At 73.1% G+C, this 18,522-nt stretch carries 15 protein-coding genes; 6 read left to right on the top strand and 9 right to left on the bottom strand.

What is annotated here, in order from left to right:
- Window positions 1-34: 34 nt before the first annotated feature.
- A complete protein-coding gene (locus ACF062_RS03890; RefSeq protein WP_392135272.1) occupies window positions 35-1,360 on the bottom strand; it encodes an ROK family protein in 1,326 nt (441 codons plus the stop codon).
- Between the two features lie 213 nt (window positions 1,361-1,573).
- On the opposite strand from ACF062_RS03890, the gene ACF062_RS03885 reads away from it, so the two are divergent.
- From ACF062_RS03885 to ACF062_RS03875, 3 genes are all read left to right on the top strand, one after another.
- Window positions 1,574-3,028: a hypothetical protein gene (locus tag ACF062_RS03885; RefSeq protein ID WP_392135269.1), complete on the top strand. Its 1,455-nt coding sequence runs from the start codon at window positions 1,574-1,576 to the stop codon at window positions 3,026-3,028.
- Complete coding sequence (locus ACF062_RS03880; RefSeq protein ID WP_392135266.1) at window positions 3,021-4,994, top strand: glycogen debranching N-terminal domain-containing protein; 1,974 nt, start codon at window positions 3,021-3,023, stop codon at window positions 4,992-4,994. Before ACF062_RS03885 ends, ACF062_RS03880 begins: the two co-directional genes overlap by 8 nt.
- 352 nt (window positions 4,995-5,346) lie before the next feature.
- Window positions 5,347-7,446: a hypothetical protein gene (locus tag ACF062_RS03875; protein ID WP_392135264.1), complete on the top strand. Its 2,100-nt coding sequence runs from the start codon at window positions 5,347-5,349 to the stop codon at window positions 7,444-7,446.
- Window positions 7,447-7,475: 29 nt separating this feature from the next.
- Here ACF062_RS03875 and ACF062_RS03870 read toward each other — a convergent pair whose 3' ends face one another.
- Genes ACF062_RS03870 through ACF062_RS03860 form a run of 3 tightly spaced genes read right to left on the bottom strand, consistent with a single transcriptional unit; the run spans window position 7,476 to window position 10,530 of the window.
- Window positions 7,476-8,312: a carbohydrate ABC transporter permease gene (locus ACF062_RS03870; protein WP_392135261.1), complete on the bottom strand. Its 837-nt coding sequence runs from the start codon at window positions 8,310-8,312 to the stop codon at window positions 7,476-7,478.
- A 29-nt stretch (window positions 8,313-8,341) separates the two neighbouring features.
- Window positions 8,342-9,277, bottom strand: coding sequence for a carbohydrate ABC transporter permease (locus ACF062_RS03865; protein ID WP_392135258.1), 936 nt, complete (start codon window positions 9,275-9,277; stop codon window positions 8,342-8,344).
- Window positions 9,274-10,530 (bottom strand): ABC transporter substrate-binding protein, encoded by a 1,257-nt coding sequence (locus tag ACF062_RS03860; protein WP_392135255.1) that lies wholly within the window; start codon window positions 10,528-10,530, stop codon window positions 9,274-9,276. Before ACF062_RS03860 ends, ACF062_RS03865 begins: the two co-directional genes overlap by 4 nt.
- Before the next feature lie 237 nt (window positions 10,531-10,767).
- On the opposite strand from ACF062_RS03860, the gene ACF062_RS03855 reads away from it, so the two are divergent.
- Together ACF062_RS03855 and ACF062_RS03850 are read left to right on the top strand one after the other, a co-directional pair.
- The gene (locus tag ACF062_RS03855) at window positions 10,768-11,349 is read left to right on the top strand and encodes a hypothetical protein (protein ID WP_392135253.1); all 582 of its coding nucleotides are present in this window, start codon (window positions 10,768-10,770) and stop codon (window positions 11,347-11,349) included.
- 73 nt (window positions 11,350-11,422) lie between these two features.
- A complete protein-coding gene (locus ACF062_RS03850) occupies window positions 11,423-11,860 on the top strand; it encodes a group III truncated hemoglobin (RefSeq protein WP_392135250.1) in 438 nt (145 codons plus the stop codon).
- A gap of 43 nt (window positions 11,861-11,903) precedes the next feature.
- Here the strand turns inward: ACF062_RS03850 and nirD are convergent, their stop codons facing one another.
- Genes nirD through ACF062_RS03835 form a run of 3 tightly spaced genes read right to left on the bottom strand, consistent with a single transcriptional unit; the run spans window position 11,904 to window position 16,103 of the window.
- On the bottom strand, window positions 11,904-12,242 hold the full coding sequence (gene nirD, locus ACF062_RS03845) for a nitrite reductase small subunit NirD (protein ID WP_223774523.1): 339 nt from the start codon (window positions 12,240-12,242) through the stop codon (window positions 11,904-11,906).
- Window positions 12,239-14,821 carry a nitrite reductase large subunit NirB gene (gene nirB, locus ACF062_RS03840; protein WP_392135247.1) on the bottom strand — a complete coding sequence of 861 codons (2,583 nt, stop codon included), beginning with the start codon at window positions 14,819-14,821 and terminating at the stop codon, window positions 12,239-12,241. Before nirB ends, nirD begins: the two co-directional genes overlap by 4 nt.
- A gap of 1 nt (window position 14,822) precedes the next feature.
- Window positions 14,823-16,103 (bottom strand): NAD(P)/FAD-dependent oxidoreductase, encoded by a 1,281-nt coding sequence (locus ACF062_RS03835; RefSeq protein ID WP_392135244.1) that lies wholly within the window; start codon window positions 16,101-16,103, stop codon window positions 14,823-14,825.
- A 117-nt stretch (window positions 16,104-16,220) separates the two neighbouring features.
- Here ACF062_RS03835 and ACF062_RS03830 point away from each other — a divergent pair, with 117 nt between their 5' ends.
- Window positions 16,221-17,003: a sulfite exporter TauE/SafE family protein gene (locus ACF062_RS03830; protein ID WP_392135243.1), complete on the top strand. Its 783-nt coding sequence runs from the start codon at window positions 16,221-16,223 to the stop codon at window positions 17,001-17,003.
- Window positions 17,004-17,027: 24 nt separating this feature from the next.
- On the opposite strand, the gene ACF062_RS03825 is transcribed toward ACF062_RS03830, so the two are convergent.
- Together ACF062_RS03825 and ACF062_RS03820 are read right to left on the bottom strand one after the other, a co-directional pair.
- Entirely contained in the window at window positions 17,028-17,783 is a 756-nt protein-coding gene (locus ACF062_RS03825; protein WP_392135240.1) for a class F sortase, read from the bottom strand.
- 120 nt (window positions 17,784-17,903) lie between these two features.
- Complete coding sequence (locus tag ACF062_RS03820; RefSeq protein ID WP_223774518.1) at window positions 17,904-18,455, bottom strand: hypothetical protein; 552 nt, start codon at window positions 18,453-18,455, stop codon at window positions 17,904-17,906.
- Window positions 18,456-18,522 lie beyond the last annotated feature (67 nt).

The raw sequence follows: 18,522 nt of genomic DNA, 5'->3' as shown, positions 1-18,522 counted from the left end.
CCGCGCCCACCACGGGAGACGCCGCCCACGGCCGCTACACCCCCAGGGCGGCGAGCCGCTCCTCCGCCCGGCCGGGCGCGTACAAGTGCTCCACCACGAGCGTTGCCGCGCCGATCAGGGCCGCGCGCTCGCCCAGGCGGGAGGTGACGACGTCCAGGTGGGCGGTGGAGCGGGGCAGGGCTCGCTGGTACAGCAGCTCACGTACGCCCGTGAGGAAGGGGGTTCCGGCCAGATCTCCGGCGATCATGAGAACGCCCGGGTTCAGGAGGGTCACGACGGTCGCCAGGACCTCGCCGACATGCCGCCCCGCCTCGCGCGCGAACCGTACGGCCTCGGGGTGGCCCGCCTCCAGGAGCGCCCGCACATCTGAGCCGGAGGCCGCCGCGACGCCCACCTCCGTCAGTCTGCGGGCCACCGCCCCGCCGCTGGCCACGGCGGCGAGGCAGCCGTGCGAGCCGCACCGGCACAGCGCGTCCGCTCCCTCGGGCACCCGGATGTGGCCGATGTCGCCCGCGCCGCCGTCGATGCCCCGGTAGACCGCGCCGTCCACCACGACACCCGCGCCGATCCCCGTGGAGACCTTGACCAGGGCGAAGGCCGCGCAGTGCGGGTAGTGGGTGTGCTGCTCGCCGTACGCCATGAGGTTGGCGTCGTTGTCGACGAGGACGGGGAGGTCGGGGGCCTCGGTGAACGCCCGGCGCAGGCGGGTCCTTATGTCGTAGCCGTCCCAGCCCGGCATGATCGGCGGCTGGACGACGCGGCCCGTCCCGGTGTCCACGGGGCCCGGCACGGCCAGCCCGATGCCGCAGACCGACGCGGCGGACCGCCCGCTCTCGCGCAGCAGCTCACCGAAGCGGGCGCCCAGTCCGCCGAGGACCGCGTCGGGGCCGTCCTCCACGGCGACGGGTCCCGACCGCTCGGCGATGATCTCGCCGCCGAGGGTGAGCAGGGCGGTGCGGGCGTGCCGGGTCTCCAGGGCGGCGGCGAGCACCACGGCGTGCGTCTCGTCGAACTCCAGGCGCAGCGCGGGCCGCCCGCCGAGCGGCGAGTCCACCGGGCCCCCGGCCCCCTCCCGCACCCACCCGGCCCGGAAGAGCCGCCCGAGCCGCTGCCCCACCGTGGCCCGCGACAGGCCGGTGACCTCCTGAAGGGCGCCGCGGGTGGTGGCCCGGCCGCTGCGTACGAGGTGCAGCAGTTCGCCGGCGCCGGACTGACCCGCGGCGGCGCGGGCGCGCGGGAGGGGGCGCGCGGCCGGCGCGGTGCCGTCGCCCGTGCCGGTGGGCTCGTTCGCCGGGGGCGCGGAGCCCTCCGTGGTGGTGCCGCGGCGTGCCGAGCCCATGAGTCCCTCCCGATCGCCCATGAGTCCCTCCCGATCGAACGTGTCTTCGCCGGCGCTCACCGTACGGCCGACACGGTCCACGGCGTATTCCGGATTGCCCCGGCGCAACCCGCCACGTACCCCTTGTGCTCGTCAACTCAGCGTTACATATTGGGTTTTGCGTGTGAAGTAGACGTAACTCTAGAGTGCCGGGCACCGAACTGACGGGACGTCGAAAGCCTCCGGGAGATCCGCGTGGACCGCAGCACGACCACCCATCCCCTCGCGGCGCACCGCCCCGCCCGACGGGCCGCCGCCCTGTCGCGGGGCCAGCTGCGGGAGCGCGCCGCCGAGGTGCTGTGGGCGAACTGGACGGGGACCTCGACCGTGCCGTCCCGGGCGCTCTATCCTCACCAGTGGTCCTGGGACTCCGCGTTCATCGCGATCGGCCTGCGTCACCTCTCGCCGCTGCGGGCCCAGTTGGAGCTGGAGACGCTGCTGTCGGCCCAGTGGGGCGACGGCCGCATCCCGCACATCGTCTTCAACGACGCCGTGCCCCTCGACGCCTACTTCCCGAGCCCCGACTTCTGGCGGTCGGCCACGGCGGGCAGGGCGGCCGGAGCCCCCGCCGACGTGCAGACCTCCGGCATCGTGCAGCCCCCGGTGCACGCGCTCGCCGCCTGGCTCGTGCACCGCGCCGACCCCGGCCTCTCCCGTGCCCGCTCCTTCCTCGCCCGCCTCCGCCCCCGCCTCACCGCCTGGCACCGCTATCTCCTGGGCGACAGGGACGCGGGCGGGGCGGGGCTCGCCGCCGTGCTGCACCCGTGGGAGCAGGGCATGGACAACAGCCCTTGCTGGGACGGCCCGTTGAGCCGCGTGGCACCGGCGGATCCGGGCGCCTTCCGCCGCGCGGACCTGGACCACGGGGCGCCCGAGGACCGGCCGACCGACGCGGACTACGGGCGGTATGTGCGGCTCGCGGCGGACTACCGCGACCGGGGGTACGCCGACGTGACGGGACCGCCCGACGCGGCCGGCCCCGGTGCCGGCCAGGGCGCGTTCCGCGTCGAGGACCCCGCGTTCAACGCCCTGCTGATCGCCTCGGAGCACGCACTCGCGCTGATCGACGCGGAGCTGGACGGCCCGGTGGCGCGGTCCTGCGCGCACCGCGCCCGCGCCCGGACCCTGACGGAGGCCCTCGTGGCACGTCTGTGGGACCCGGAGCGGGAGCTGTTCCTCTGCCGCGACCTGTGCTCCGGGGAACTCATCGGCGAGCGGGGCGTGACCGGACTGATCCCGCTGGTGCTGCCCGCGCTGCCGCCCGGCGTCGCCGCCGCCCTGGTGCGCACCGCCCGCGGCCCGCACTTCGGGCTCGGCGGCCCGGCGCGGCTCGTGCCGAGCCACGACCTGACCGGGGCCGCCTTCGACCCGCGCCGCTACTGGCGCGGACCGGCGTGGTTCAACACCAACTGGCTGCTGGAAAAAGGCCTCCGGCTGCACGGCGAGCAGGCCCTGGCGGACGGGCTGCGCGCGGACATGCTCGACGTGGCGGGCGCGTCCGGCTTCGCCGAGTACGTGGATCCGTACACGGGCGAGGGATGCGGCGCGCGCGGCTTCGGCTGGACGGCGGCGCTCACGCTGGACCTGCTGCGCGAGGGACGGGACGGGCTCTTCGAAGGGGCCGAGGGAGAGGGGTGGGGGCATGAGTGACCGGCATCGGCTGCTGGTGCGGGGACGGACGTTCGTGGCCGTCGGCACGGGCGGTGACATCAGCGGGGTCGGCGGCGCGCGGGGCGGTGGCGCGGGGCCGGACGGCCTGTTCGTACGGGACGCGCGGCATGTGAGCCGCTGGCAGCTGACCGTCGACGGAGCCGTGCCCGAGGTCCTCGCGCCGGTCGAGATGTCCGCGGGCGCCACCGGCGCGGCGCGCTGCGTGCTCGTGCCGCGCGGCGGCCGCCAGGAGCCGCCCGCGTACACGATCCTGCGTGAACAGGCCGTCGCCGACGGCGCCTTCGTGGAGTCCCTGCGGATCGTGAGCAACCGCCCGGTGGCGACCCGGGTGCGGATCGCGCTGACCGTGGACGCCGACTTCACCGACCAGTTCGAGCTGCGCGCCGATCACCGTACGTACGCCAAGCCGGGCGCCGTCAGGACCCGGCGGGCGCTCGACGGTGACGACGGTGTGCGGGGGGTCGAGTTCGGCTACCGGCGCGGCGAATGGCGGGCCCGCACCACGGTGACCGCCGACCCCGCGCCGGACGCGGTCGAGGAGACGGGCGCCGGCGCGCGTCGCCTCGTATGGACGCTGGAGCTCGACGCCCACGACACGGTGGAGGTGGCACTGCGTGCCGCCGCGTCTCCGCACGGGGAGGCAGCGCCCCGGCCGCCTGACTCACCCGCCGAGGCCGTTCGTCAACTGGACGCCGTGCGCGAAGACTTGTGGTCCGGCTTCACGCTGATCAGCGGATGGCCCGCCCTCGCCGACGTCTGCGCGCGCGGCCTCTCCGACCTCGCGGTGCTGAGGGTCCCGGCGACGGGACCGGACGGCGAGGCGCTGAGCGTGCCGGGCGCGGGCGTGCCCTGGTTCCTCACCCTGCGGGGCCGCGACGCCCTGCTGACCTCGCTGTTCGCCCTGCCCCATGTGCCGGGTCCGGCGGCGGCGACGCTGCCCGCGCTCGCCGCGACGCAGGCCACGGAGGCCGTGCCGGGCGCGGTCGCCCAGCCCGGCAAGATCGTCCACGAGGTGCGGCACGGGGAACTCGCCCACTTCGGGCAGGTGCCGTTCGGCCGCTATTACGGCTCGGTGGACGCGACGCCGCTGTTCCTGGTGCTGCTCGGCGCGTACACCGAGCAGGCGGGGGACACCGCGCTCGCCCGCCGCCTCGAACCGGCCGCGCGCGCCGCCGTGAGCTGGATGCTGGACCACGGCGGGCTCACCTCGCGCGGCTACCTCGTCTACCGCGCGGACCGGGGCGGCCTCGCCCACCAGAACTGGAAGGACTCGCCCGGCGCGATCTGCTCCGCCGACGGCAGCGGGGCGAGCGGGCCGGTCATGGCCGCGGGCGCGCAGGGGTACGCGTACGACGCCCTGTGCCGCACCGCCTGGCTGGCGCGGACCGTCTGGGACGACCCCGTGTACGCGGATCTGCTCGCGCAGGCGGCGGCCGACCTGCGGGACCGCTTCCAGCGGGACTTCTGGATGCCGGGGCAGAACTTCCCGGCGCTCGCGCTGGACGGCGAGGGCCGCCAGGTCGACGCGCTCGCCTCGGACGCCGGGCACCTGCTGTGGTCGGGGCTGCTCGACAAGGAGTACGGCGAGGCGGTGGGCCGACGGCTCCTGGAGCCGGACTTCTTCTCGGGCTGGGGCGTACGGACGGTCGCGGCCGGGCAGCCCGCGTTCCATCCGCTCTCCTACCACCGGGGTTCGGTGTGGCCGCACGACAACGCCCTGATCGCGCTGGGCCTCGCGCGCTACGGCCTGCACGACGAGGCCCGCACGGTGGCGCGTGGCCTGGTCTCCGCCGCCGCCACGGCGGACGGCCGCCTCCCGGAGGTCATCGCGGGCTACGACAAGGCGGCGTACCCGGTGCCGGTCCCGTACCCCCACGCGTGCGCCCTGGAATCGAAGTCGGCGGCGGCACCGCTGGCGTTGCTGACGGCGGTGAGCGGGGCGTGACGTCTGTAGCGCCGCCTCACCATCGGGTCAACCCGGGAACAGTAGTTCGCATCTCAGCTCGCACCCTTTCTCTGAATTGAGACCGCGAAGCCGCGCTCTTTGTTTTTTCTAACGCCCCTCGATCGGTCGAATTGACTTGCGATACGACAATCACTTGGCGGTCATATGCCCGGGGCGGGAGCCTGTCTCCGTCCACCGCTCCGTCATGTGAAGGGTTTACGACGTGCTTGCTTCCTTGCCTGCCTCCGGTGACGAGCCTGCGGGCAAATCCGGCTCCCCGGGGCCGTTTCCCCTTCCGGTCTCACAGGAGCGTCAACAGGCCTGGATTGATGCCGTACTGGCGACCGAGGGGGTGAATCTGCCCCGTGGCGCTCTGGAGAACATCGCGCCCTTCGTCGTCGAGCCCGAGGACACGCTGGGCGAGGCGGACGCCAATGGCGTACGCAGACTCAAGGGAAGCGCGGTCCGGCGTGTGCACACCGATGCCGGTGACATGGTCGTCGCCCTCGTCCGTATGCACGGAGTCGGAGGCGTGCAGTGGGGGCACAACGAGCGGATCAGCTCGATCTGGCGCTCCATGGCCGACCCGACGGTCGGGCACGGCACGGAGCGGACCCTGGCTCCGGTGCGGCCGTGGAAGGGAGTCGTCGGCGACGGGAGCGAGACCTGTCTCGCCGCGCTGGAAAGCGTGGTGCCCAACCGGCACGCGCTGATGATGAACGCCGAGGACGCGGCGAACGCCCTCATGCGCGTGGACCGGGTCCGCCCCTATGACCTGGAGGAGGACCTGGTCCTCAACGGCCAGCAGGACCCCGCGATGTACGTTCCCCAGCAGGTGCGCCTGGACGAGGAGCCGGAAAGGGACTCTGACGGCAATCCCCTTTATCCGGCCGCGTACTGGGGATGGATGGCGGTCCGCGGAAACAATCGAACGCAGAAGCGTCAGTCGATTTTCCGGCTGAGTTCCGGTGAGGTACTGGCCGGTGTCCCGGTGGAAAAGCTGGGCAGGAACGGCGACGGCGTCATCTTCGATCCCCATGTCTGGCTCACCGAGTTCTCCACCCTGCTCAACAAGGAGTACGCGGAGGCGACGGACGACCTCGACCCCACGAACGGCTCCCGGGCCCGCCGGGCGGCCGCCATCGCCGTGGTGGAGTCCCATCTGGTGATCGGCACCCCGACCCCGCAGCGGCTGTTCCGCATCGTGCAGATGAACAACCGGCGTGACCATGTGCACCCGCCCCTGGAGTTCGACCCCATCAACCGTTCACGCGCGCTGGGGCGCAGCGTTCTCGGCATGTACGTGGCCCGGCGCGTGATGAGCGAGAAGACGGCGGAAGTGCTCTCGGGGCTCGCGCCGATCCGCGAACTGCCGGACGCGACACCGGACATGGAGGTCTCCGAGCTGCGCGACCTGCGGTCGATGAAACTGCTGCTGGAGCTGTTCCCTGTGGATGCGCACCGGCGCCATCTGCTGCGGCGCGCGCTCAGTGAGAATCCGCCGTCACAGCTCAGTAAGCCGGAGATCGATCAGCGGGCCAGAACCTGGTCCGCTCTCACCTCCGAGAGCTACCCGCAGCCGTGGAACCCACGCGTCGGACAGGTGTTCGGCCTCAAGGTCCGTGAGGGCATCGTCCTCTCCGGCCGCCGACTGCCCGACCTCCTGGCGACCGCCGACACCGACGACGCGGCCTTCGAGGAGCTGGTGGCCTACCGCGCGGCCCACTGGCTGGCGTCCTTCGGCATCATCGAGGCCGACCGCGGCTCGCTCGACGGCCAGGAGATGATCGGCGACGCGGGCGAGCGGATGCGCCGCTCGCGCCGGAGCGTCACGAACTCGTTGCAGGCCCTGCGGCACGAGAAGAGCCGGATCATGGCGGTCGGGGTGCTGAGGGCGCTCGTGGCCGCGATGGACGACGGTGACCGGAAGCCGTGGCAGGTCGGCGTCTCGGGGAGGGAGATGCCGGGCCGGGAGATGACGCCTTTCTGGTTCGACAGGGAGTTCCCGAAGGAGAACGGGACGGGTCGCCGCAAGACGGCAGTGACGTCGCGCCCCGCCCCGGCCCCCTCGGCACCGGGCTTCCCGCCCGACCCTGAACCCGCCCCCGAGCCCGCCCTCGCCCCTGCCCACCGGACGCCACCGCCCGAGCAGGAGCCGCCGGAGAAGGAGTCCGCCGGAGAGGAGCCCGTCGGCAAGGAGCCGGTCGAAGCCGACGAGCCCACCGTCGATGCCCTGGTCACCCGCGTCGAGGACCGCATTCGCCGGCTGCACGAGACGTCCGCCGAAGCCGGCGAGCTCCTGGAGAGGCTGAGGCGGCAGGCCGGCGGGGCCACCCATGCCCGCCCCATCGCCCGGCACCGCGCCGACGGCGCCGTACGTCTGGTGACGCAGACCCTGTCCAGGCTCCGCCAACTCCCCGAGCTCATGGAGGACCTGACCCAACCGGAGTGACGCGGGGCGGCCACGGCAAGGGGGGAGGCTCAGTCGTCGATGCCCGACCTCTCCACCCCCGCCACGATCCACCTCTGGAAGAACAGGAAGACCACGAGGATCGGCACGATCGACACCGCCGCCGCGACGAACAGTTGGTGCAGCCGGATGACCTGGGAAGTCGTGAACGTGGCCAGCGCCACCTGGACCGTCCACGCCTCCCGGTCCTGGCCGATCACCAGGGGCCACAGGAAGGAGTTCCACGCGCCGATGAACACGATCGTGCCGACGGCCGCGAAGACGGGACGGGAGTTCGGGACGACCACGCGCCAGTACGTACGCCAGTAGCCGAGGCCGTCCACCCGGGCCGCGTCCTCCAGCTCCCTCGGGAAGCCGAGGAAGTACTGCCGGAAGACGAAGCACGCGAAGGCCGAGAAGAGAGTCGGGATGATCAGGCCGCGCAGGGTCGACACCCAGCCGAGGGACGAGACCAGCACGAAGCTCGGTACGAAGGTGACGGCCGCCGGGACCATCATCGTGCCGAGGATCGCGTAGAAGACGCGGTCGGCGTGGCGGTAGGGGATGCGCGCCAGGCCGTACCCGGCGAGTGAGGCGAGGACGACCGTGCCGAGGGTCGTGGCGACGGCGATCAGCGACGAGTTGAGCAGGGCGCGCGCCATCGGCACCGTCGGGTCGTCGAAGAGCTCCGAGAGGTTCGACCAGCGCAGCGTGGTGGGGAAGAACGTCCAGTCGGGAGAGGTGATGTCCTCCTCGGACGCGAGGCCGTTGCGGACGAGGAGGTAGAAGGGGATCAGGAACAGCAGGGCGAGCGCGATCAGCAGGACGACCCGCAGCGCGCGTCCCGCCCGGACCAGGGCGTCATCCATGGGCCTTTTCGAGGGTGCCGTCACCGCTGTCAGTCCTCCTTCCCGCCGAGGCCGAACCAGCGCGCCTGGCCGACCGTCACCACCGCGATGATCAACGCGAGGATCACCGCGCCCGCGCTGCCGAATCCGAGGTTCTGCCCCTGGCCGAGCGCCGTGTAGTAGAGGTAGACGAGCGGCGGGCGGGCGTAGGGCGGATAGCCCTGGGAGTCCGAGAGCAGGTTGTAGAACTCGTCGAAGGCCTGGAAGGCGTTGATCACCAGGAGCAGCGTCACCGCGATCGACGTCGCGCGCAGCTGCGGGAGCGTGATGTGGCGCAGGACCTGCCAGCCGGGCCGCGCACCGTCCACCGCCGCCGCCTCGTAGAGGGTGGGGGAGATCCGCTGGAGGCCCGCCAGGAAGAGGACCATGTAGAAGCCCGCCTGGAGCCAGAGCCGCACGGTGACGATGACCAGCCAGTACCAGGGAGGCTGTGTCGTCGACAGCCACGCGATCTGGTCGGCGCCGAACCAGCCGAGGACGGTGTTGGCGAGCCCGAACCGCACGCCGTTGAAGATCGACAGCTTCCAGATCAGCGCCGCCACGACGTAGCTGCACGCGGCGGGCAGGAAGAAGACCGACCGGAAGAACGCCTGCGCCCGGCGCATGCGGTTGACCATCAGGGCGAGCGCCAGCGACAGGACGAACGTGGTGGGCACGATGAACGCCGAGAAGACCGCGAAGGTGACGAGGCTGTCGGTGAACGCCTCGTTCCGCAGCATCGACGTGTAGTTGTCGAAGCCGACGAAGTCGGTGGGGGAGACGGTGTTGTGGGCGTCGAAGAAGCTGAGGTAGACGCTCCAGGCGAGCGGTACGTATGTGAAGAGGACCAGGCCCAGCGCGAAGGGTCCGACGAAGACCCAGAACCAGAGCGTGCGGTTCTGGGTGCCCAGCCGCTTCCTTCCCGTCCCCGTCAACGTCTCCCTCACCGCTTCTTCTTGACCCGGGCCAGCTCCGCCCGCACCTCGCGCACGACGGACCTGAGCTCGCTCTCCGGGTTCGCGCCGGACTTGATGATCCGGCTCAGCGCGTCCTGGTAGGCGGTGCGGCTCGCCGGTGTCCACAGCAGCGGCTGGGCGTAGCCGTACTCGGTGGAGTAGCGCACGGCGTCCGCCGCCGGGCCCTCCTTCAGCTTGTCGGCCTTCTTCACGAGGGAGAGCCGGGCCGGGATGTGGAAGCCGTAGGAGAGCGCGAAGTCCTCCTGGTACTCCGTCCTGTCGATCCACAGCCACTTCAGGAAGTCCTTCGCCTCCTCCTTGTGGTCGCCGCGGGCGTTCACCGCCGCGCCGTACGACCCGACGGGCAGCGCGGGCCTGCCACCCGAGCCCTCCGGGGGCAGGGCGAGGACACCGAAGTCGTCGCCCAGCGCCTTGCGTACGGCGGGCAGCGCCCACAGGCCGCACCACTGCATGGCGGTCAGCTCCTGCGTGAACGCCGAGGGGTCCGACCAATCGGAGGGCGCGCCGAGCAGCAGTGACTTGTCGGCGTACAGCTGGCGCAGTCTGCCGAGGGCGCGGGCGGCGGCCGGGTCGTCGAAGCCGACCTCGCCGTCCTCCGTGACCGACTCCAGGCCGGCCGCGTGCAGCGGGGTGATGCCGAGGGCGCCCGCGCCGCCGTCGTTGCCGAGGAAGAGGCCCTTCACCTTCTTCGTCGTCAGCGCCTTCGCCGCGTCGACCAGCGCCTCCAGGCTCCGGGGCGGCTCGACGCCCGCGTCGTCCAGCAGGCTCTTGCGGTAGTAGAGCAGGTGCATGTCGACGACCTGGGGGATCGCCCAGATCTTCCCGTCGTACGTCTTCGGGGCGAGCACCACCGGGTCGAAGTCGTCCTTCACGCCGTCGAAGAGGTCGGTGAGGTCGACGACCTGCCCCTTGCGGATCTGGTCCAGAGAGGGGCCGTTGACCTCGAAGACGTCGGGCCCGGAGTCGGTGAGCAGAGCCGCGGCGGTCTGCTCGTCGTAGTTCCCGGGCCGCCACTGCACCTGGACGTCGGCCTTGTCGTACGCGGCGGCGTACCGCTTCACGGCCTGCTCGGTGCCCGCCTCGCCGTACTGGTGGTACCACTGCGCGAGCCGCGGGCCCTTGCCGCCCGAACCCCCGCCGCCACGCCCCGTGTTCGACCCGCACGCGGTGAGCAGGCCGAGTGCCGCGCCGGTCCCGAGCAGTGTCCTGCGGCTGATGGTCATGCCGGTCGTCTCCCTGCGTGAGGTCGGAGTACCTGTACGTGTGCGTGTACGCGTCGGCCCAACGATCAACCATGCGCGGCGATTACGACAGTGGTGTTGCGGCCGAGTGTCACCAAGCCGGAAGCCGGAAGCCGGGGCGCGTGTCGCGTCAGCGCTCCGTCAAGGTCTCCACCTCGGGTGTATGTGCGGCGTCAAGGGTGGCGCCATGGCCGCGCGGCGCGTCCTACGGTGCCGCACATGGGACACGACAGGACGATCCGGGGCGCTTCCCGGCGCGGTGCGGTGCGGGGCAGCGGCCACCGGAGCGGCGGCGGCACGGCGGACACGGTGACTGACCGGAATTGGACGGCCCAAATGCGGTCCGCCGCCCTGTGCGCGCTGGGGCTGCTGGTGCTGGTGGTCCTCCTCGACCTGTTCAGCGGCACGTTCACCGCGCTCAGGCTCGCCCTGTGGTGGGGGCTCGCCGCGCTGCTGTACGTGGTGCTGCACCCCGCGCGGGTGACGGCGGGCCCCGGCTGGCTCGCCGTCCAGGGGCTCGGCCGCCGCAGACACGTCTGCACCGGCCTGCTGACCGCCGTGCGCCGCAGCGAGGGCGTGGCGGCGCGGCTGGTCCTGTGCGACTCGCTCGGCCACCGCGTCGAACTCGACCCCCGGGTCCTCGTCGCCGACCCGCTGCTGCTGCACCGGCTGGACCGGGGGGCCCGCGCCGCACGGGAGGCCGGGCTGCTCAGGACGGGCTGCGCCGAGCTGCGGCGGCTCACCGAGCAGGTCGACGGGGCGGCGGCGCGCGGCGTGTTCGAGGCGTCGGACCTGCGGTAGGGCGGGGCCCGCGCCCCTGCCGCGGTGACCTTCGGTCCTGGGGGCGGCGCGGTGGATGGGGGAAACTGCCGGTATGGACATCGCCACCCGTGCCGACCTCGACGTACTGCTCCGCCGCTTCTACACGGCCGCGTTCGCCGACCCGCTCATCGGCCCGTTCTTCACGGAGATCGCCGGGACCGACCTCGATGTCCACCTCCCGCGCATCACCGACTTCTGGGAACGCGCGCTCTGGCGCACCGCCGACTACCGGCGCAACGCCTTCGCCCCGCACGCCGCGCTGCACACGGCCCGCCCGCTCACCGCCGAGCACTTCGGCCGCTGGGTGCAGCTGTGGCACGCCACGGTCGACGGGCTGCACCGCGGCCCGGACGCGGACCGCGCGAAGGCACAGGGCGAGCGGATCGCGCTCGCCCTGCTGCGGCGCCTCGGCGGCAAGGACGCGCCCACCGCAGGGGAGGGCCCCGGCTTCGTCCCGCTGGCGGCGGTGGAACTGCGGATGGCGGCGTAGGGCGTTCGGGCGGCCCGGAGAGCGTCGGGCCAGCGACGGCCGGTCAGGCGATCCGTACGGGATGCGTCTGGACGGCGACCTCGTCGTCGTCCAGGCACCGCCCCGTCTCCAGGTCGAACCGCTGCTTGAGGAGCGGCGAGGCGACGAACGGACGGCCGGCCTCGGAGCCGAGCAGGCCCCGGGAGAGCACCGCGGCGCCCGTGAACGGATCGCGGTTGTCGATGGCGTACGCGCGTCCCTCGCGGTCGAGGAAGAGCGCCGCCTGGCGGCCGTCGGGCAGCAGGGCGGCGATGCCCCGGCCCGGGGTCAGCCGGGCGCGCTCGCAGACCTCGAACCAGTCGTCGGCGTAGCGCAGGTGGACACGCGTGGGGGCGGTGCTCATCGGGAGGCTCCTTCCAGGGGGCGGGGGCCGATGGACAGCAGGGGCAGGTCCGGCTTGATCTGGTCGCGCTCCGGGACGAAGCCGACCGTGGGGTCCGGCACGCCCGGCGCGTTCACGAAGGACACGAAGCGCGCGAGCCGCTCGGGGTCGTCGAGGGTCTCGGCCCACTCGTCGCGGTAGTGCGTGACGTGGTCGGCCATCAGCGCCTCCAGCTCGGCGCAGATGCCCAGCGAGTCGTGGACGACCACGTCGCGTACGTGGTCGAGGCCGCCGTCGAGCCGCTCCAGCCAGGCCGCGGTGCGCTCCAGGCGGTCGGCGGTGCGGATGTAGAACATCAGGAACCGGTCGATGAGGCGGACCAGTTCCGCGTCGTCCAGGTCCTGCGCGAGCAGGTCGGCGTGGCGCGGGGTCGCGCCGCCGTTGCCACCCACGTACAGGTTCCAGCCGCTCGCCGTGGCGATCACGCCGAAGTCCTTCGACTGGGCCTCGGCGCACTCGCGGGCGCAGCCGGAGACCGCCGACTTCAGCTTGTGCGGGGCGCGCAGGCCGCGGTAGCGCAGCTCCAGGTCGATGGCCATGCGCACGGAGTCCTGCACGCCGTAGCGGCACCAGGTCTGCCCGACGCAGGACTTCACGGTGCGCAGCGCCTTGCCGTAGGCGTGCCCGGACTCGAAGCCCGCGTCCACGAGGCGCGTCCAGATCATCGGCAGTTGCTCCACACGGGCCCCGAAGAGGTCGATGCGCTGCCCCCCGGTGATCTTCGTGTAGAGGCCGAAGTCCCGCGCCACCTCGCCGATGACGATGAGCTTCTCCGGGGTGATCTCGCCGCCGGGGATGCGGGGGACCACCGAGTAGGAGCCGTTCTTCTGGAGGTTGGCGAGGAAGTGGTCGTTGGTGTCCTGGAGCGCGGCCTGCTCACCGTCCAGGACATACCCCTCGGCGCCGATCGTCGGGGCCAGCGAGGCGATGATGGAACCGACCGTCGGCTTGCACACCTCGCAGCCCTCGCCGCCGCGCGCCGCCTCACGGCCGTGCCCGTCGAGCAGCGCGCGGAACGACGTGATCCGCAGGACACGGACGATCTCGTACAGCTCCTGGCGGGTCTGCCCGAAGCAGCCGCACAGCCCCTTGTCGCCGGAGTGCGGAAGGAGCTGCCCGATGACCTTCACGCAACTGCCGCAGCCCGTACCGGCCTTGGTGCACTTCTTGACCTCGGGCAGGGTGGCGCAGGCCTGGATGGCGTCCTTGGTGACGTTGTGGCAGCTGCAGATCACCGCCGAGCCCGGCAGCGACTCCGGGCCGAGCGCGACGGGGGCGCCCGCGCCCTCGGGCAGCACCAGCTGCTCGGGCGGCAGCGGGGGCACGGTCCCGGTGAGCGGGCGCAGCAGGCCGTACGCCTCCGCGTCGCCGACGAGGATGCCGCCGAGCAGCTCACCGCCCGCGCCGATCACCAGCTTCTTGTACGTGCCCGAGCGCGAGTCGGAGTAGACGACGTCGAGGCAGCCCTCCGCCGTGCCGTGCGCGTCGCCGAAGGAGGCGACGTCGACGCCGAGGAGCTTCAGCTTGGTCGACAGGTCGGCGCCCGTGAAGCGCGCCTCGCGGTCGGCGGCGATGGCGGCGGCGGCCGTCTGCGCCATCTCGTACCCGGGCGCGACCAGGCCGTACACGCGGCCGTCCGAGGCCTGCGCGCACTCGCCGATCGCATACACGTCCGGGTCACTGGTGCGGCACTGCTCGTCTACGGTGATGCCGCCGCGCTCGCCGACCGCGAGACCGTGGTCGCGGGCCAGCTGGTCGCGCGGGCGGACACCGGCGGAGAACACCACCAGGTCGACGGCGAGTTCCTGGCCGTCGGACAGCTTCATGGCGCTGACCGCGCCGTCCTCGTCCGTCACGATCTCCTGCGTGCCGGTGCCCGTGTGGACCGTCAGGCCCATGCCGGTGATGGTGCGCAGGAGCGCCGCGCCGCCGCCCTCGTCGACCTGCACCGGCATCAGCCGCGGCGCGAACTCCACGACGTGCGTGGCGAGTCCGAGACCGCGCAGCGCGCCCGCCGCCTCCAGGCCGAGCAGGCCGCCGCCGACCACCGCGCCGGTCGTCGCGCGCTTCTTCGCGTACTCCTCGATGGCGAGGAGGTCCTCGATGGTGCGGTAGACGAAGCAGCCCGTCGCGTCCTTGCCCGGCACGGGCGGCACGAAGGGGTACGAGCCGGTGGCGAGGACCAGCGTGTCGTACGGGACGACGCGCCCGGAGCGGGCCGTGACCGTCCTCGCCTCCCGGTCGAAGCTCTCGGCGGGTTCGTCGACGTACAGCTCGATGCCGTGCGCGTCGAGGAACTCCCGGTCGGTGAGGGAGAGTTCGTCGGGCGTGCGGCCCGAGAAGTACGAGGTGAGCTGCACCCGGTCGTAGGCGGGGCGCGGCTCCTCGCAGAGCACCACGATCCGGTGGCTCGCCGCGAGACCGCGCTCGACGGCGGCTTCCAGGAAGCGCTGGCCGACCATGCCGTGGCCGACGAGCACGATCGTGGGGCGGTGGTGTGGGGCCCGCGGGGTGTGTGCGGGGCTCGGGGGTGTCGGCATGTCAGCGGCCTCCGATGGGGGTCTGCCCTGCTCGAACGGAGTCGAGAGCTTGGGGATGGGTGAGCAGGTGGAGCAGGGGGCTGTCGTCGTCGGGCAGCGGGTCGTCCGCCTCCCAGGCGCGGGCGAGCGCGCCCACCGAGGCCAGGTCGCCGAGCAGGACGCCGCCGACCAGGCGGTCGCCGCGGACGACGACCTTGCGGTAGGTGCCGCGGGTGGCGTCGGCGAGCTGGATGACGTCGTCGTCGGGGTGCGGCTCGGGGTCGCCGAACGCCGCCAGGTCCAGCGGACCGGGGCCCGCGAGGGTGAGGCGGGTGAGCATGCGGCTGCCGGTGTAGGGGGCCGCGCCACGGCCGAGGAGGTCGTCGGCGAGCGCGTCGGCCTGTTCCAGGGCGGGCGTCGCCAGGCCGTAGACGCGGCCCGCGTGCTCGGCGCAGTCACCGACGGCACGGATGTGCGGGTCGGAGGTGCGCAGCCGGTCGTCCACGACGATGCCCTTGCGTACGTCGAGTCCGGCGGCCAGCGCCAGACCGGTACGGGGGCGGACGCCGCAGGCGAGGACCGTCAGATCGGTGTCCAGCGAGTAGCCGTCGGCGAGCTCCACGCTGCGCACGGCCCCGTCGGTGACGCCGACCCCGCGCACCCGGCACTCGGTGTGCACCTCGACGCCGAGGCCGGTCAGGTGCGCCCGCACCAGCTCCGAGGAGGCCGGGTCGAGCTGACGCTCCATGAGCCGCTCGGCCTGCTGCGTCAGGACGACCTGCGCGCCCCGCTCGGCCAGCGCGCGGGCCGCCGAGACGCCGAGGAGACCGCCGCCGATGACCACGACGCGGACCCCGGGCGTGACGGCGGCGGACAGGGCCAGGCAGTCGTCCATCGTCCGGAAGGCGTGCACCCCGCCCGGCAGCTCCCGGGCGCCGGGCGCGAACAGACCGCGCAGGGGCGGCAGCACGGGGTTGGAGCCGGTGGCGATGATCAGGGTGCCGTAGGGGACGACGGTGCCGTCCGCGCAGTGCACCCGGCGCTCCGCGCGGTCGACGCGGACCACGCGGGTGCGCAGGGTGGTGCCGGGCGGCTTCGGCAGGGTGATCACGTCCGCGCCGTACCGGCCCGCGAGGACCTCCGCGAGGAGCACGCGGTTGTACGGGGCGTGGTCCTCCTCGCCGATGAGTACGGTGTCGGGGCCTCCGGGAGCCCCGGTGCCTCCGGGACCCTCGGCGCCGAGGCGCTGCGCTACGCGGGCGCCGGCCAGGCCCGTGCCGATCACCACTGCCGTGGATGTCATGCTCAGCAGCCTGCGGGGCGGGTGTTTCCCGGCCGGGGCCGCGTTGTTTCTCCGGGGGAACGGTGCGCTCAGCGTCCGCTCGGGGGCGGTGTGAGGGTTGGCTATAGGGTCGCGATCATGCCTGACATATCCATGACCACGGTCGTCGTGCTCTGCCTCGCCGCCCTCGCGGCCGGCTGGATCGACGCCGTGGTCGGCGGCGGCGGACTGCTGCTGCTCCCCGCCCTGCTGCTCGGCCTGCCGGGCGGTACCCCGGCCGCACACGCCCTCGGCACGAACAAGGCGGTGGCGATCGTCGGTACGACGGGCGCCGCGGTGACCTACGTGAAGAAGACCCCCGTCGACGTGCCCACCGCCGTCCGGATCGGCCTCGCCGCGCTCGCCGGGTCGATGGGCGGCGCCTTCTTCGCGGCGGGGATGAGCACCGACGTACTGAAGCCCGTGATCATGGTGGTGCTCGTCGCCGTCGGCAGCTTCGTGATCCTGCGGCCCGCCTTCGGCACCGCGCCCGCCGCGGAGCCCGCCTCACCGAAGCGGATCCTCGCCGCGATCGGCCTCGCGGGCCTCGGCATCGGCTTCTACGACGGCCTCGTCGGACCCGGCACGGGCACCTTCCTCGTGCTCGCCCTGACCGCCGTGCTCCACCTCGACCTGGTCTCCGCGTCGGCCACCGCGAAGATCGTCAACTGCTGCACCAACGCCGGCGCCCTCGCGATGTTCGCCTGGCAGGGCGCCGTCCTGTGGCAACTGGCCGCGCTGATGGCCCTCTTCAACCTCGCGGGCGGCATGTTCGGCGCCCGCACGGCGCTCAAGAAGGGCAGCGGCTTCGTCCGGATCGTGCTCCTGACCACCGTCTTCGGGCTCGTGGTGAAGATGGCGTACGAACAGTGGGTCGCCTGAGGCCCCGGCCCGACCCGCCGGGACTCAGCGCACCGCGGTCAGATGCGCGAAGACCACCACGTTGCCCTGGTAGCCGGTCCGCTTCGAGTACCTGCCGCCGCAGGTGATGACCCGCAGCTCGGGGCGCGGAGCCGGGCCGTACACCTTCTCGTCGGGGAAGTCCTTGGCGTCGTACACCTCGTTCGCGTGGACCGTGAAGACGGCCACGCTGCCGTCCCTGCGCTCGACCTCGATGGTGCGGCCCCTGCTCAGCGCGCCCAGTTCGTAGAAGACGGCCGGGCCCTCCTTGTTGTCGACGTGGCCCGCGACGATGGCGGTGCCCCGCTCGCCGGGCGTGGTGCCCGCCTCGTACCAGCCGGCGAGGTTCTTCCGGCCCGGCGGCGGGACGTCGAGGCTGCCCTGCGGGGTCAGACCGAGCCCCATCAGGGGTGCGTCGACGCCGATCGCCGGGATCCGCACGCGGTCGGGCGGCGAGGGCGGCAGCGCCGCGGTGCCGGTGCCCGGGCCGGTGCCGGCGGAGTGGTCGGCGCCCGGCCGGGACGGTGCGGCCTGCGCGGGGGAGGGCTGCGGTGGCGGGTGCGACGCGGTGCCGTTGCGCAGCAGCCACGCCCCGGAGCAGAGCGCCACGGCGGTGACGGTCGCTATGACGGCGTTGCCGGCCCTCCTGCGCGTACCGGACGCCGTACGGGCCTTCGCCCCCGTGGCCCCCTTGGCGCGGGTCGGCGTACGCGAGACGCGGCGTGTGACTGACGTACGGGAAACGCGACGTGTGCGGCGCATGCGGCATCCCCCTCGGGGTCGGTCGGGCCGGTTGCCCTCGTCCCCCTCCCCGCCCACGAGGGGACACGGGCAGGGAGGGGGGCGGGGGCGGCGGTACCGGTGGACAGCGGAGGGTGTCCGTCAGATCCTGTCGCCTCTCGCCCGGCGATGCAGGAGCCAGGTACCGCCCGCGGCGGCGACGGCCAGGGCGGCCACTCCCGCCGCGGTCTGCACGGGGTCGGGACCGAGCGTGCCGCCGACCCCCGTCTTCACATGTCCCCTCGGATGCGGCCGCGGCTGCTCCGCGGCGGCCGCGGTGGAGGTGATCGTCACCACCAGATCGCCCGCCACCTGCTTGTTCTTCACGGCGGCGCCTCCGGAACCGGAGCACTTCGCGACGATCTCGTAGGTGCCGGGCTGCGCGGACGGCGGCACCTCGAAGCGCCCGACCGCCTCCTCGGGGCGCTTGCCCGGCGCCAGGGTGAAGGCGCCCGCCCCGACCGCGCTGGCGTCCCCGCTCGCGGTCCCGCCGGAGCCGCAGGCGGTGGTGTGCACGGTGACGGCGGAGCCGGGGGTGACGGTGGCGGGGCGGATCTCCAGCCCGCCGACGGGGACGGCGGTCGCGGGGGCGGCCAGGGCGCCCACCGTCGCTACGGCGAGCGCGGTACCGGACAGCAGACGGGCGTTGCGCATGGTGCTCGTTCCTCCGAGGCCTCGCGGAACGCGCCCCGCGGCACCCCCAAGTGCCGCTGCGTCGGTC

Origin of the sequence: Streptomyces sp. NPDC015345, assembly GCF_043078805.1 — a bacterium.
Classification (GTDB): Bacteria; Actinomycetota; Actinomycetes; order Streptomycetales; family Streptomycetaceae; genus Streptomyces.
The sequence above is the reverse complement of the archived record's forward strand: the minus strand, read 5'-3'. Positions and strand labels throughout refer to the sequence as shown.

Excerpts from the sequence above, each read along its gene's own strand:
- ACF062_RS03825 (WP_392135240.1), bottom strand. The coding sequence starts at position 17,783 with ATGCGCCGCACACGTCGCGTTTCCCGTACGTCAGTCACACGCCGCGTC.
- ACF062_RS03870 (WP_392135261.1), bottom strand. The coding sequence starts at position 8,312 with ATGGATGACGCCCTGGTCCGGGCGGGACGCGCGCTGCGGGTCGTCCTG.
- ACF062_RS03830 (WP_392135243.1), top strand. The coding sequence starts at position 16,221 with ATGCCTGACATATCCATGACCACGGTCGTCGTGCTCTGCCTCGCCGCC.
- nirB (WP_392135247.1), bottom strand. The coding sequence starts at position 14,821 with ATGCCGACACCCCCGAGCCCCGCACACACCCCGCGGGCCCCACACCAC.
- ACF062_RS03855 (WP_392135253.1), top strand. The coding sequence starts at position 10,768 with ATGGGACACGACAGGACGATCCGGGGCGCTTCCCGGCGCGGTGCGGTG.
- ACF062_RS03850 (WP_392135250.1), top strand. The coding sequence starts at position 11,423 with ATGGACATCGCCACCCGTGCCGACCTCGACGTACTGCTCCGCCGCTTC.
- ACF062_RS03880 (WP_392135266.1), top strand. The coding sequence starts at position 3,021 with ATGAGTGACCGGCATCGGCTGCTGGTGCGGGGACGGACGTTCGTGGCC.
- ACF062_RS03835 (WP_392135244.1), bottom strand. The coding sequence starts at position 16,103 with ATGACATCCACGGCAGTGGTGATCGGCACGGGCCTGGCCGGCGCCCGC.
- ACF062_RS03860 (WP_392135255.1), bottom strand. The coding sequence starts at position 10,530 with ATGACCATCAGCCGCAGGACACTGCTCGGGACCGGCGCGGCACTCGGC.
- nirD (WP_223774523.1), bottom strand. The coding sequence starts at position 12,242 with ATGAGCACCGCCCCCACGCGTGTCCACCTGCGCTACGCCGACGACTGG.
- ACF062_RS03820 (WP_223774518.1), bottom strand. The coding sequence starts at position 18,455 with ATGCGCAACGCCCGTCTGCTGTCCGGTACCGCGCTCGCCGTAGCGACG.
- ACF062_RS03890 (WP_392135272.1), bottom strand. The coding sequence starts at position 1,360 with ATGGGCGATCGGGAGGGACTCATGGGCTCGGCACGCCGCGGCACCACC.